The sequence below is a fragment of the Mycolicibacterium arenosum genome (genome assembly GCF_024320865.1).
Taxonomy (GTDB): Bacteria; Actinomycetota; Actinomycetes; order Mycobacteriales; family Mycobacteriaceae; genus Mycobacterium; species Mycobacterium arenosum.
In genome coordinates, this window is the sequence record NZ_JANDBD010000017.1 from 39889 (window position 1) to 53624 (window position 13736).

Here is a 13736-nt window from a genome sequence, read left to right on the forward strand (position 1 = left end):
CGCTCGGGATGTGTCGACGGCGTCGACAGCACCGTGACTCGTGTGACTGGTGTTACGGCGTGTCACCGTGGAATTCCCCCGCCGGTACGGCATTCTTCACTCTGAACGACGGATATCCGTCACCCGACGGAGGACGGATATCCGTCGGGACGCCCGATCAACCCACCGGCCGGCGTCGTACGACAACACGTCACGGCCACCGACGAGAGGACGGTCCGCGCCGGCTTCCGCAGCGGCGCAACCCTATTCACCACCACAACTGAACGAAGCGCCGCTAACACGGCGAAACCCCCGGCCCGTAGGGCCGAGGGTCGGCCGACTCGAGTTCCCGCTCGAGCCGTGGGTGTCTTCGCGCAAAACCCTCACCAGAAGGAATCGTCATGAGAGACGCATTCCACGGTAGCGCACGCCCTGCGCACGGTCTAGTTACCGCACGCCGTGACCACTCCCTCACCGCCGACGGCCCGTACCGCGGGTGTTCTCGGCAGTCGCCGCGGCGCGGCACCGCCCGTACCGCGCCGATCTGGATCCAGCGCGCCAGCGCGCACTGCTTCGAGCGGATGCCGCGCATCGTCCTCGAACTCGAGAACCCCTGGGCCGCAGTGCCGTGCTGGAGTGGACGGGCGCGTCGCTGGGCCGAGGAGACGGTACCGGCGGCCTATCGGGAGCGCTACGACACCCACGTGCGCCCCGTCATGCCGAACAACCCGATCAGCCTGAAGTCGCTGGTGAAGGTGGCCGAGGCCAGAGCCTCCTTCGCCGACCACCGCACCGGACGCAACTGCCGGCCCACCAACGACAGGCTGGCGACCGTCACCGGCCTCTCGGTGCGCACCGTGCAGCGGGCGTCGACGGCGCTGCGCCTGCTGGGCGTGGCCACCGAGGTGATGAGGGGGCGCCAGCGCACCCGCGTCGAGCGCTACGCCAGCTGGCGCGTCGGTGACCGTGGCCGCGGCTGGGCATCGGTGTGGGCGTTGCACGACAACCGGTTTCGGGTGCTGTCACCCCATCCCGGAGGGTCTAAAGCTGCTTACACAATCTCACCTAAGAGAGAACTCACCACCCGACCCCGGCAAGCCGGTGGTGCCGGCGCAGGGCGCCGGACCAGCCCGGACAGCCGGGCAGTCGCCCTGGCAAACAAATGGGTCCGCGACGAGCAAAGCCCACCCTGGGCGAGGCGCTTCCACACCGGGACGCCGTGGGTGCACGTCCTCGCCGGGCCGGCACAGCACGGCTGGACTCCGCGGGACGTCAACCAGCTGATCACCGATTGGATCGGGACCGGCCACTGGATGCCCGACGCCCCGCACAAGCCGATCGGTCTGCTGGGGCACATCCTCGCAGCACACGGGAACCTCGAGGAGCGACCCGCCGCCCTCGACGTCGCCCGTGAGCAGGAGGAACTCGCCGAGTCGCGGCGGCGGGTGGCCCGTCAGCTCGTCGAACGCGAGGAGGCGCATCGAGCGCGGGCGGCCGGCCGGGCCGCGCTGTCCGGGCCGGGACGCGAGGCCGTACGCCGGGCTCTGGCCGACGTCGCCGAGCGGATGCGGGTTCGCGGATCCGGCCCGGCGGGGGCGACGTCGTGACCGGCATCCCGCCGTGCGCGGTGGATCCGGACCGGTGGTTCGACCGTCGCCGCCGCGTCGAGACCCTGGTGACCTGCCTGCGGTGTCCGACGCGTCGCCAGTGCGCCGGGGAGGCGCTGCGCGCCGGTACCAGGGAGGGCATGTGGGCGGGTGTCTGGATCGACGGCGACCACGAACCGGCGGTCAGGTGGTTGCAGGCGATCGCGGCGGACTGGCCGCCCCCGCGCCGCGCGGCGCCGCCGAGCCCGAACCGGGCACCCGCCCGGCGTGCGGCCCTTCCACTCCCCCGCCGTAGACCACTCCCCCGCTGCTCGGTCACCGCCGCAGTGGATGCGCGCGCATCGGGTCACTGCGAGGTGATGGCGCCGGGATGCCGCCTGAGCGGGGACCGGCACCTCAGCCGAGTCCCCGGCAGGGACCCGGCTGAGGCGACGTCGGCCGCCGAGGTGTTCAGTGCGTGCAGTCCGTGCGCCGAGATGGTCTGTGCAGAAACCGATCTCATGCGGCATCACGGCTTCGTCGTGGTGTCCACCGGTGCCGCGGCACGAACCCCGGTCCACTGGAGAGCCGCCCGCTGGGTCCTGCTGGGGCGCGCCGGCGAGCTGACCGAGGTCGACACCGCCGTTGCGGACGCGGAATCGGCGTGACCGGAGAACGGTGCCGATTAACCGCGGTTGATCGGCACCACCGGCGTGACGATGAATCGTCAGCGCGCGGCGGCCGCCCGCTGGTGGCGCCGGCGTGCGAGCGCCTCCTCGATCAGAGCCGACGCGAAGTCCTGCGCCGTGAGCAGCACGTCATCGCGCTTAGCCTCCAGCCAGGCGTCACGCAACGCGTGGGCCGTGCCGGGTTGCAGTCGCAGGGTGCGCGGTGCCTTCTGCTCGGCCGCCGCGGTCGCGGGGCCGGGAAGCGTGCTCACCGTCGCGGACTGCTGCGGCTCGGGTGCGGCCGCGACCGGTGCCGGCGCGACGGGTGCCGGTGACTCCGCGATCGTCGCCGACGGTTCCACGACGGCCGCCGGCGGGGCGGGCGCCTGTTCGGGTTCGGCCGCGAGGGGCCGTGTGCGCTCCCCCACGGTCGACAACATTCCGAGCACGGCGGCGTTCGTGTCCTTCTTAGGCATGATGCTTCCCTCTGTTCCGTCGACCCTCGTCCACGAGGCTCATCACTTCCACGGTGAAATGCGCGTACGCCTGAGCGAGATCGGCGTCGGCGTTCTCGTCGCCGACAACCAGCAGTTCGTTGACCATCCGTTCGGCGGCGGTGCGTTTCGGGATCGTCGTGGTGAACAACGGCAGTCCGTCGGCCGTGAGTCTCTTCAAGGTGTCGCGACTGATGAGCGTGCGGTCCTCGTACTTGGTGAGCAGCACGCCGAGCAACGTCGCCGACAGCACCTGGTGTCGACGCAGGATGTCGGACCACTCGAGGAACATGTTCACCCCTCGCCTGCCCCACTTGCTGGCATCGGTGGGGACGATCAACCAGTCCGCCGCGCTGAGCGCGGTGATCACCAGCTGACCCAGGTTCGGCGAGAGATCCAGGATGATGGCGTCGTAGTCGTGGCTGACCGGTTGCAGCGCCAGGGCGAGCTGACTCTCGCGGCGGTGCATCGTCACGAGCTCCTGATCCAGCTTGGCCACCGCCAGCGTCGAGGGAATCAGATCGAGATTCGGAATGCGGGTGGGCCGCAGCACCTTCTCGATCGGCGCCACCTCCTTGATCAGGTCGTAGACGTCGCATTCGACGTCGTCGTCCGGATCGAACATCGACGTCGAGTTGGCCTGCGGGTCGCAGTCGACGAGCAGTGTTCTCCAGCCGGCCCTCGCGAGCCCCGCGGCGAGATTGACCGACGTGAACGACTTGCCGACGCCACCCTTGTGGTTGGCGATCGCGATCACTTCCGCTTTCACAACAGTCACTCCTTTCACTTCGGTTACAGCGAGTCAATCACCGCGTGAGCGCATCACCTGGTCGCGACGCGACGCCGCAACACGGTGATGCGATGTTGTGATGATCGCGTGACCCGGCGATTCGGTGATGCGCTCACCGGGCCACGGGGTGATCCGGCGACGCTGCGATCCGGCCACTCGGTGACGTCGTCACCATGTGGCCGGGTGACGTCGCGACCCGGTGACTGAATCGCCACGTGATCCGAACACCACATCGCCGAGTGATCGCGCCACGGGATCGCCGGGAGATCGGGTGACCACGTGATGCCGTGCCGCGATTCCGTGTCCGGGTGATCCGATGGCGCTGCGATTCGATCACTCCGACATCGTGTGACCGCGTGATGCGGTGATCGGGTCGCCCCGTCACCCGGTCGCGGTGCGACGGCGTGATGCGATCACGAGGTGACGCGGTCATCGAGTGACCGCGTGACACGATGACGCGGTGAGCGGGCATCACCGGTGACGGTGTGATCGGGTGATCAGATCACCGGATCACCGGATCACCGGATCACCGGATGTCCGGATGGCCGCCGACCCGGAGCGGCCGGTCCGCGGGACACTGTCACCCGGTGATCGGATCATATAGTGATTCGGGGTTTCAGAGCCGCTGGGGCCCGCACTCGAGCGATGTCCAGCGGCACCGTCGCGTTCCGTCACTGTGACGCACGGGGTCGAGGTGCACCGTGTGACTCGACTCCGGCTACTCCGTTCGCGCCTCGCGGAGGCCGTGCCGCCGCAGACACGAGTAGTCGACGGGGATGTCCGCGCCGTCATCGGTCGGTCGAGTGGGTGCCGTCGGCCGGGGAGTGTGTTGTAAATCCGTGCAGCACCGCGCCAACCCGCAACTCAGTCGGAGGTGCGCACCTAGGCGACGGCGCAGGGGTCGCGCCGCGGCGACGCGCGCGGGAACACGCCGCGTTGAAGCCCAACCGTGAGTGCTGCGTGGCGGCGCCGGAACGAGGAATGCGGTGTGCGACGACGCGCGACGGTTCGGCGCTGGACCGACATCATCGGCCGTTCGGCTTAGATCGCGATCGGCTTCTTCGATAATCGGCGTGTGGTTGCTCGGTGTCGGGTCCCGCGCAGGGTTCGATAGGCCACCACGCCGCGATCGGCCGGAACTGTAGCCGTCGACCTCATGCGAAATCGTTTCGCGCATCCGGCGACACCAGACTCCGCCTGGGCTCTCGGAGTAGGGGAGTAGGGGAGTAGGGGAGCTCGCCACGGGCGGCTTCGACGGTGCGGCCCGATCGGGAGCAGATGCCACGGACCCTCGCGCACCGGGCAGATGAGCGATACCGGGGACTCGTGGCCTGTCGCAGCCGCGCGTTGTAGGCGCTCGAGAACGCTGCCAACCGTCGACTGAACGGCGGCCGGCGTGGCATGACAGTCACCGCCGAACTCGGATCCCGGCGAGGACTTCTCCGTCCGGCCCTACGTCCATGACCACGCCGCCGCTTCGATCGGCGCGACTCCGGCCGAGTGGCAGCGGGACCGGCGTGCCCAGCGACGCTCGGGCAGCTGTTCGGTTGCTCGGTCGAGGCGCTGACAACGTCTGCGACCGCGGACTACGTGACGCGAAGGCCTCTGCTCTTCGAAGTACCCATCCTCGCCGTACCCGGCGGTGGGCCCCGACGTGCACCGCTCAACGCCCTCGGCCCGACGGGACGCGCGTGTTCCGCGGGCTGTGACGGCAGGCTGCTGCACGCGGCTGGATCGCGGGACGAGCATCGGAGACGGCGTTCCAGGTGTCGCGGAAGGCGGACACGGCGCGTCCGACGTCGGGACCCCGAGGACGCGCTCGCGGACTGCGGTGCGCGAGCTTGGGACGAATGGTGCGGGGCGCCGGCCCGGTCCCATGGAGCGCCGAGGATGCGCGGCGCCGCGGCAGGCGTTGCGCCTGGCCGCGGTGCGTTCACGGACCCGCACAGGTCCGTCCCATCCGGCGTCCCGGCGCGGACCGCCTACCCGCCTCCGTGTTAGCCGATTAACCGCGGTTAATCATCCGACTACGCACTGACCTGGTGAAACGGTGCCGATAAGGGGTTCTCGAAGCGCCTCCCGCACTTCTGGGAAGTTTGCCCATGAACCGTGCGGTCCACCCGGCCAGTGGTGACGGCGCGTGTCGGTCCGCCGTTTGCGCTGGTAGATCGGTATTCTCAAGCCGTTCCATCCGAAGTACTCCGCGTTTGAGCGGGGGAAGCACACGGAAGGCCTGTTAATGGCTGTACACGTCGTCCTCAATCAGAAGGGCGGAGTCGGCAAGAGCACCATCGCGGTCAATCTGGCCGCCGTCACCGCCGACGTCCTCAACACCGGAGATCCCGAAGCCAGTTCGCCCGTACTCGCCCTGTCGGTGGACCCGCAGGGATCCGCGGTCTGGTGGGCGTCCCGGGTGAACGACCTGCCGTTCCACATCGCCCAGGGGCACGACGATCTGGCCGGTCTCAAGAAGCTGAAGAACCTGCCCGGCATCAAACACGTCTACGTCGACACCCCGGGGTGGATCGACCTCAGCGCCGACGGCGACTCGGGTGATCCGCTCGGTGAGGGAGCGGCCGCCGACGTGCTGCGCACCGTCCTGGACATGGCGGATCTCGCGATCGTCCCGATCGAGCCCGAGCCGCTCAGTTTCGATCCGACGGCCCGGACGATCAACACGGTGCTGAAGCCGCGTGGCGTTCCCTACCTCGTGGTCGTCAACAACTGGGATCCGCGGGACGGCGTGCACGACCTCAACGAGACGAAGGGCTTCGTGAAGGCGAACGGGTGGCCACTGGCCAACAGCGTGATCCGTCATTACAAGCTGCACACCCGAGCCAGCGCCGATGGCCTGGTCGTGACCGAGTACCCCGCGAACCGAGTGGCTTTGCAGGCTCGCGAGGACTTCTACAAGTTGGCTCTCGAACTGAACATCGGAGGTCGATGATGGCCCGCGGATCACGAACCAGCCTCGCCGATCTGGCCGGTGCGGTCGGTGACAACTCCCCGGTCGAACGGCTCGTCGCCGCCCCGTCCAATGCGGCGGGACAGATGCCGCTCAAGGACCTCGTCGCCAATCCGCGCAACCCGCGTGACGACCTCGGTGATCTCGCGAACCTGGCGTCGATCGCCGACATCCAGCTTCAGCCCGTCGTCGCGGTGACGAAGAGGGCCTACCTCGCGTTGTATCCCGACGACGCGATCACCGCTCGCTACGTCGTCGTCAACGGCTGCCGCCGCCTCGCCGCAGCCCACGAGTACGGCCGCACCGATCTCTCCGTCGTCGTCAACGACGAGATCGCGCGCGACCGCGTCACCCTCATTTCGGCGTCGATCGCCGAGAACGTCGACCGGCAGGACTTCGACGTGATCGAAGAGGCCAAGGCGGTCGAGGCGCTGGTACGGGAATGCGGCCGCGGCGACGAGGCGGCCGCCCGACTGCACCGGACGACGGCGTGGGTATCGCAGCGGCGAGCGCTGCTCAAGCTGGCTCCCGAGTTGCAGACCGCCCTGCGCCGCGGCGAACTCGCCATCCGCGAAGCTCGCAACCTGGCGCAGGTCCCCATGGAGCAGCAGGTGGCCCGGTGGCGGGCCTCGCTCGACAAGAAGGACAAGGGTGGACGGGGGAGCGGCTCGGATACCCCCCGCCCCGAGAGTCCTGCCCGCGTGATCACCAGGGCGATCGCGGACTTCGACGCCAAACCCGAGGCCCTCGCCGACGCCTTGAAGACGCACCTCGGCGATGACGGGGTCGCCCGGTTAGTCGCGCTCTGGACGGCGTAACGCGCGAATCGGGGTACAGCCGGCTGAGTTCGCGCCCGCGTCGCAGCCGACGGCACCTCAGGCGGTCGGCCGCGTCACGAGGGACCCTTCGGCTCCCGACTTCCGAGGTCGGCGAAAGCACTGCGCAGCGCGTCCGCACGACTCAGCACGTGATGCACCGCGTGCGGTCGAGTGCTCTCGAGCGCGAGTACGGCGCGCGACGTACGCAGCTCGGCTGACGCCAGACCGAGGATCACCATCGTGGCGGGCGTCAAGTCCTCGGCGCCGGCGTCGATGCGCAGTTCGTCGAGCCACTCACGGTCGTCGTCGGGCAATTCGTACCGGGACGCCTGGTGCAGCATGTCGGAGACCAGGGCGAGCAGCTCCTCGTGGTGCTCGGCGAGCCAGGCCTGCTCGGTGGGTCGCCGATCGCGGGCCGCTCGCTGAGCCTGACGCTCGGTCCTGCTGATCTTCTCGTCCGGGCGGTCGTACCGCAGGAGCGCCTCCAACCGGTCGATCCGATCGATCACGCCCTGCTTGCCGACACCGACCTGGGAGCCGATCTGCGCGAGGAACAGACCGCGGTCGCGGCCGGCCTTGAGGAAGTGCAACTCGCGGCGCCGGTCCTCCCACCACAGGTGGTTGTTCAAGGTCAGCGCGTCGCAGACATCGGCCTGAAGCACCCACCGCGGTATGCTCGGACCACTGTGTTTCCGCAGGTAGTCGAGTACTTCGCGGGGATCGGCGAGGGGCGAGTCGGGCAATCGGTCGCGGTGGAGGTCGTCGACCTTCTTGCGCCGCCGGGCGATCATCTCGATGGCCCTGGAGACCTCGAAGTGATGCACTTTAGGGCGGGAAGCCACCCCGTCAGTATTTCACTGACGGATGAACGGCCCGGCGAACGACGCGCGGGGATCAGGGTGACGACGTGATGACGGCCTCGTGCACTGGGTGTGCATACAGCCTGTGGTCTTACCGTCCGGCGTCGACGCGGGATGCGCCGACCGATCGGAGACTACCGGACGGAATCACCATCCCGATCCGCGTCGCGACTCCGAACGGGCGATGAGGAAACGCCAGTGCGCGCTGCGAGAGCGATCACGACCGCCGTGAGGAGGATCTCGGCGTAGACGCGCTGCGCGCGGTCGACAAGGTCGGCGCCGCCATCCGACTGGGCCATGATCGGGTCGAGTGCTCGACGATAGCGATCGGCGGCACCGGCGAACCTGTCGGCGGCCACCCGATCACCGCGCAGGATCAGGTGGTGAAGGGATGCCACCAAGCGCGACGGCGTGGTTCATCTCCGAAGTCCGTCGACCGAAATCGCGATCGTCGACTGTGGCCGCGTCGCGACCCACTGCGACGAGTTCGGGCACCCACGAGCTGAGTCGTGACAGCGCGTCGGCCTGCCGAACGAGGGTGAGGACGACGCGCAGATCACCGGTCCGGGACGCGCGCCGTGCGAGCCGCATCGCATCCCGTTTGACGCGGCTGCGCATGGTCTCCACTCGGTGGTGGTCGTGCGCGGCGACGCGGGCGACGGCCGCGCCGCTGGTGTGGGCCGTGCGCTCGGCGCGAATCACGGAGACCTCGATGACGGCGCACATCCGACCGAGCTGTTCGACTGCCGATCGCAGGCGGAGGTCGAAGGCGGGGTTCGAACGTTTCACCATCGTCAAGTCCGTGTGAGTCGTCGATCGGCAGCAGTTGTGCCGAGAGGTCAGCTCGGCCGCGCTCATCGTCGAGACATGCTGTACGCGAGTGTAATAGCCGTCCGGCACCGGTCGAAACGCGCCGAAGTCGGCGATCGCCTTCGGTCCACACGGGGCACCGATCGGCGATCGCGCACCCGCCGACGAGCGTCCGCCGTCGGAGGAGATGTCGGACGGAGCGCACGCCGGCACACGGCGCGGTGTCGTCCTGCACTAGGTCTGCTCGGTGAGCTCCCCGATATTGCCCGGGGTCATGAACTGCGCGAGCGCGTCGAGGTAGTTCCGCGCCACCGCCTGATACCGATCCGCCGCCTCACTCGTGGCGCGATCGGCATCCAGGAGATCCTGCTGCGCGGCGATCAGCAGCCGGTTCGCCTCGGTCATCGACACCAGCCGAGCCTGCAACTCGTCGATGCGCGTGTCGACGGGTGCGGCGACGCCGGGCGACGTCGGCAGTTGATCCTCGTAGACGTACCAGCGCAGACGTTCAGGCCGGGGGAGCGCACCGCCGCGGATCTGGCCCGCGGTGATGGCGCGGATGACCGTTCGCGGATCCTTGCCGAGCCGGGCGGCCGCGTCCTTCAAGAACACGACGGGACCGCCCGGTGTGGTCTCCACGCCGGGCGGCGGTTGCTTCGGAGCGGTCATCGCGACGCTACGACCGTGTCGGGGTCGTGGTGTGCCTCCCTAGCTGCATTCATGCTCTTCGTTAGGAGCATCATAGCGACATGCCGACCATGCAGACTCGCAGATGCTCCTATTTAGCAGCATAGGTGTCGTAGACTAACGGCATTGTCAACGCAGCGTGATCACCGCTCGAGAACAGAGGAGGGGCCGTGCGGAAACGGAAGTCCGAGACGCGTCAACTCACCAAGCTCGTCGCGGTGCGGTTCTCGCCCGATGATCTGGAGACTCTGCAGGAGGAGGCGACGCGGCGCGAGATCAGCGTTCCGCAACTCCTCCGCGAGATCACGCTGACCACCCTCAGCGCCGCTTCCTGAAACGAGCGACCGTGTCCGAGACGCGTCGACTCAGCGAGCTGGTCGCGGTGCGCTTCCTACCCGACGACCTCGAGACCATCCAACAGGAGGCGGAGCGTCGCCGAGTCAGCGTTCCGCGACTCCTGCGCGACCTCGCGATGAGCAACCTCACCGCCGCGTCCTAACTCGAGCCGTAGCGCCGTTTTGACGTGGCGGTCGGAACGCCCCCTCTTGAAAGCGCGGCCTTCTTCTCCGGGAAACGGGGCATCGAGTAGTGTCACCGTGACGAAACGGCGCTGTGGGCGAGGGAGTTGAGGTACTTCCGACTCTAACTGCGGGACCGATCCGGTGGACGCTCCGTCACGGTGACACCGCGCCTACAGGCGAACTCGGCGGCTGTCGCGTGACATTCGAAGTGCGAGAAATTAAGTGCAGCAGGGAATTCCGACCTCATGCGCCGAACAGGACGGCCCGGACGACCTGGAATCCCATCATGCCGGCCAGCGTCGAACCAGCGGTTCCGGCGTCCAGTCAGGCCGGTGTCGGCGAGGCACACGGCGGTAATGACGAGATCCCAGAGGCGGTGCTGCGGCTCCTGGCCTCCCGATCCGCCGGCAACGCCGACCGACGGGAACAGACGCTCGAGCGATTGGACAAGGCGTCCCGCAATGCCGACACGGCCCGCTCGATGACCTCGCCGCTGCAGGTGACCACTATGAGCCTGCTACCCGAACAGCGACATCGACCGCCGACAAGCCGCTACGCCGTGGTCGAGAACTACGATCCTACTCGACGAGATCGCCTACCCGACAACGCTTCCCGTTGAATGCGTCATCAGCGCCATCTGCAGCCGGTACCGAATCCGACATGAGCTTGATCCTGCAGTTCAAGTAGTTCGCCGGATTGCCGAACTGCGAGAAGGGCCCTCTACCAGTCATTGACAACGGCGAAGTACTCATTCGCGATGATGTGATTGAGATCTGCCAATCCAGGCGGGCAGCTTGATGGCTGATTGATGCGCGGTGTTGCAGGAGTCGGGTCGGACTGCTGAGCCGACGCGTCTGCCGCGTCGGGCGTGCGGAACACCGCAGGCGGCGTTCCACCTCCGCTCGGAAAGCGGAATGCCGAGGTGGTGTCCCGCCCGGCGTCGCGGCGCTGACCGACGCGAGTTCGCGTGAATCGACGACGGCCGGTCCTGTTACGCGAGGCCCGAAACTGGTGCAGGGAGCACGCCACGCGGCGTGTGAGGATTGAAGCCGGCACTTCGCAGCCACCCGAAAGAGTGAAGAAGGGCCTGCGGCAACGAAGGTTTGGACGACCGATAACCGTTGCGCGAGCACGCCGCGACACCGAATCTCGACACAGAGGGGATTGCCATGACCGAGAAGCCGGGCGAGGCCGCACCGAGCCCGATCACACGCGAAGAGGGGCTCGTGCAGCCGACTTCCGGCGATCACGATCAGACGGTGGCAGCGCGCCTTCTCTACCGCGTTGCGAGCTCATCGCCGACATCCGGCACCGACGACCTCACGGTCCCGGTGGGGAGTTTCGGCGAGGTCGAGGCCCGCAGGATGGCGACACCGCAGCCCGCCGCCGATGAGGATCGCACCCGTCTGATGACACCCGGAGGACAGCCGGTGCCCGCGCCGGCCCCGGCGCCCCGCGCGGGACGAGAGCAGGGTGCCCCACCCCTCGGGCGGCCGGGACCGATCTCATCCGGGCCGCCGCCGTACCCCGGTGTCGGGCCGGCGGGGCGAGCACCGCTCTCCGGTCCACCGCCGGGCTGGAGGCCGCCGGCACCACCACAGCCGACGTTCGGCACAGCTGCACCGCCGCCTCAGTTCGGTGTTCCCGGACCGCCGCCGGGAATGCCTGCGCCGCCGCGTGATTACCGTGCTGACATGCGCGCCGCGATCGACAAGGGCAACTCGTTTCTCGGTCGACTCCTTCGTCGCGGCGTGAACGGTGAACTGTTCTCCCTGCCGGCGTTTCAGAGCTACCGGGCCCATCAACCCGACCCTCTGGCCGTGGTGGCGTTCATCGCGGGCTTGGTCCTGGTAGCCGTCTTCGCGATGATGCCCGGCGTCATCGGTTTGGTGCTGATGGAGGTGGCGTGGGCGGCGACCGCATTCGTGCTCATCGCGATCGGCACCAAGCGGGCCTTCCAGTTCATCGTGTACGGGGTCGGCGCGGTGGGAGCGCTGGGATACCTCGGCGCCGCCTATTACGCGATATCGGCGTTCACGTTGCTTGCGAATCTGCCCTACGGCGGGTCGACGAGCGTGGGGCTGCTCATCGTCACGGTCGCGGCGATCCTGCTGGCCATCCTGCACGTGTACATCGCGGTGCAGGTCCATCGCGAGATCGGAAAGATCGCCGCCGGTCAGTGACCTGAAGGCGGGTGGCCAGCCGAACCGCGGCGTCCGCCCTGCTGGTCGTCCGGGACGGCTGGATCGAGAACACAGCCCTAACACGCACGCAGACAAGGAATTTCGGATACCCGCCGCGAGGTACGACGCGACCCACGGTGGAGAGCGAGGAGACGAAGATGGGCAACTGGCCAGGCGGCCCGGCGGGCGGCGGGTGGAATGACACGAGGAATCCGGAGGGCGCGTCTCAGCGCCCAGCGGCTCGACCGACCGGTGATGGACCCGTGCCCTATCGGCAGCCCTGGGGTAACCGGCCCGAACAGTCGTCCACTCCGCCGGGGTGGGGACAGCAGCCTCCAGCCGTACAACCGTGGGGAACACCGCCGCCGAGCTCCCATCCGCAGCAGTGGGGGACGCCGGTGGGTCGGCAATCGCCCCCGTGGGGTGATTCGCAGGCGGGTCCACCTGCCGGGCCTCGCAAGTCGCGCTTGCTGATCTTGGGCGTCGTGGTGGTTCTGGTCGCCGCGGTCGGCCTCGGCGGGTACTTCGCCATCCGGAAGCTGGGCGGCGCAGGCTCGTCCAGCTTGTCTGCCGGCGACACGGTGAAGGCCTACCTGCAGGCACTGTCCGACGGCGACGCGGAGAAGGCACTGTCCTACGGAAGCGCCCAACCCGCCAACACCGACCTGCTCACCGACTCGATCCTGCGGAAGCAACTGGCCGAGATGCCGATCTCCAACATCCGGATTCTCGACAACGACTCCAGCATGGAGGCGATCGGCATGGGCACGGTCCACGTCGCCGTCAACTTCGGCGACACGGTTCAAGACGTTCAGCTCCGGGTGAAGCGCGACGACGACGAGAACTGGAAGCTCGAGACGGCGGCCATCAAGATCGACAAGCCCTATGCCACCTCGAACAACGACGCGAGCAACACGCTCACCGTATTCGGCAAGGGGTTCGATTCCGGCCCGCTCTACATCTTCCCCGGCTACGCCGACATCGGCAGCTCCAACTCGTACCTCGATGTCACCGCGCAACCGCTGCTGCTCGACGCGCTGTCGACGATGGGCACCGGACGAATCGACGCCACCTACGAACTCAACGACAAGGGGACCGCAGCCGTGGACAAGGCGATCGCCGATGCGTTCGCCCCGTGCGAAGGCGCCAAGGTGTTCGCACCGCCGCGGTGCCCCACGAAGGTCAGGCCGCCGAGCGACGGCGTCGACGGCACCGCGTCCTGGGGCCGACCCGATATGTCGGGTGTCGACGTCGGCATGTTCTCGGCCTACGACCTCAGCGTCTCGCTGTCGGGTGAGGTGAAGTTCCCCTGATCTACGGGACGACCGACGGCGGTACCTCGACGGGTGACGTGACTGCGTACGTCAGCGGAAGC

General features: G+C 68.1%; 15 protein-coding genes. 9 read left to right on the forward strand and 6 right to left on the reverse strand.

Annotated features, from left to right (window positions below):
- Window positions 1-560: 560 nt before the first annotated feature.
- Both NM203_RS30390 and NM203_RS30395 read left to right on the forward strand, forming a co-directional pair.
- Window positions 561-1586: a helix-turn-helix domain-containing protein gene (locus NM203_RS30390; RefSeq protein ID WP_255064540.1), complete on the forward strand. Its 1026-nt coding sequence runs from the start codon at window positions 561-563 to the stop codon at window positions 1584-1586.
- Window positions 1583-2233 (forward strand): WhiB family transcriptional regulator, encoded by a 651-nt coding sequence (locus NM203_RS30395; RefSeq protein ID WP_255064542.1) that lies wholly within the window; start codon window positions 1583-1585, stop codon window positions 2231-2233. The genes NM203_RS30390 and NM203_RS30395 overlap by 4 nt, the downstream gene beginning before the upstream one ends.
- A 59-nt stretch (window positions 2234-2292) precedes the next feature.
- Here the strand turns inward: NM203_RS30395 and NM203_RS30400 are convergent, their stop codons facing one another.
- Window positions 2293-2709, reverse strand: coding sequence for a hypothetical protein (locus NM203_RS30400; RefSeq protein WP_255064543.1), 417 nt, complete (start codon window positions 2707-2709; stop codon window positions 2293-2295).
- On the reverse strand, window positions 2702-3496 hold the full coding sequence (locus tag NM203_RS30405; protein WP_255064544.1) for a ParA family protein: 795 nt from the start codon (window positions 3494-3496) through the stop codon (window positions 2702-2704). The genes NM203_RS30400 and NM203_RS30405 overlap by 8 nt, the downstream gene beginning before the upstream one ends.
- 2260 nt (window positions 3497-5756) lie before the next feature.
- Here NM203_RS30405 and NM203_RS30410 point away from each other — a divergent pair.
- Window positions 5757-6464 (forward strand): nucleotide-binding protein, encoded by a 708-nt coding sequence (locus NM203_RS30410; RefSeq protein WP_255064545.1) that lies wholly within the window; start codon window positions 5757-5759, stop codon window positions 6462-6464.
- The gene (locus NM203_RS30415; protein WP_255064546.1) at window positions 6464-7300 is read left to right on the forward strand and encodes a ParB/RepB/Spo0J family partition protein; all 837 of its coding nucleotides are present in this window, start codon (window positions 6464-6466) and stop codon (window positions 7298-7300) included. Before NM203_RS30410 ends, NM203_RS30415 begins: the two co-directional genes overlap by 1 nt.
- A 74-nt stretch (window positions 7301-7374) precedes the next feature.
- On the opposite strand, the gene NM203_RS30420 is transcribed toward NM203_RS30415, so the two are convergent.
- From NM203_RS30420 to NM203_RS30435, 4 genes are all read right to left on the reverse strand, one after another.
- The gene (locus NM203_RS30420; RefSeq protein ID WP_255064547.1) at window positions 7375-8142 is read right to left on the reverse strand and encodes a hypothetical protein; all 768 of its coding nucleotides are present in this window, start codon (window positions 8140-8142) and stop codon (window positions 7375-7377) included.
- A gap of 152 nt (window positions 8143-8294) precedes the next feature.
- On the reverse strand, window positions 8295-8519 hold the full coding sequence (locus tag NM203_RS30425; RefSeq protein WP_255064548.1) for a hypothetical protein: 225 nt from the start codon (window positions 8517-8519) through the stop codon (window positions 8295-8297).
- A gap of 4 nt (window positions 8520-8523) precedes the next feature.
- A complete protein-coding gene (locus NM203_RS30430; protein WP_255064550.1) occupies window positions 8524-8952 on the reverse strand; it encodes a hypothetical protein in 429 nt (142 codons plus the stop codon).
- A 252-nt stretch (window positions 8953-9204) separates the two neighbouring features.
- A complete protein-coding gene (locus NM203_RS30435; protein ID WP_255064551.1) occupies window positions 9205-9639 on the reverse strand; it encodes a hypothetical protein in 435 nt (144 codons plus the stop codon).
- A gap of 188 nt (window positions 9640-9827) precedes the next feature.
- Here NM203_RS30435 and NM203_RS30440 point away from each other — a divergent pair, with 188 nt between their 5' ends.
- From NM203_RS30440 to NM203_RS30460, 5 genes are all read left to right on the forward strand, one after another.
- Window positions 9828-9992, forward strand: coding sequence for a hypothetical protein (locus tag NM203_RS30440; RefSeq protein WP_255064553.1), 165 nt, complete (start codon window positions 9828-9830; stop codon window positions 9990-9992).
- 11 nt (window positions 9993-10003) lie between these two features.
- On the forward strand, window positions 10004-10156 hold the full coding sequence (locus tag NM203_RS30445; protein WP_255064555.1) for a hypothetical protein: 153 nt from the start codon (window positions 10004-10006) through the stop codon (window positions 10154-10156).
- A gap of 308 nt (window positions 10157-10464) precedes the next feature.
- Entirely contained in the window at window positions 10465-10797 is a 333-nt protein-coding gene (locus NM203_RS30450; RefSeq protein ID WP_255064557.1) for a hypothetical protein, read from the forward strand.
- Between the two features lie 550 nt (window positions 10798-11347).
- Window positions 11348-12361: a hypothetical protein gene (locus NM203_RS30455; RefSeq protein WP_255064559.1), complete on the forward strand. Its 1014-nt coding sequence runs from the start codon at window positions 11348-11350 to the stop codon at window positions 12359-12361.
- Window positions 12362-12846: 485 nt separating this feature from the next.
- Entirely contained in the window at window positions 12847-13674 is an 828-nt protein-coding gene (locus NM203_RS30460; RefSeq protein WP_255064560.1) for a hypothetical protein, read from the forward strand.
- The last annotated feature ends 62 nt before the right edge of the window (window positions 13675-13736 follow it).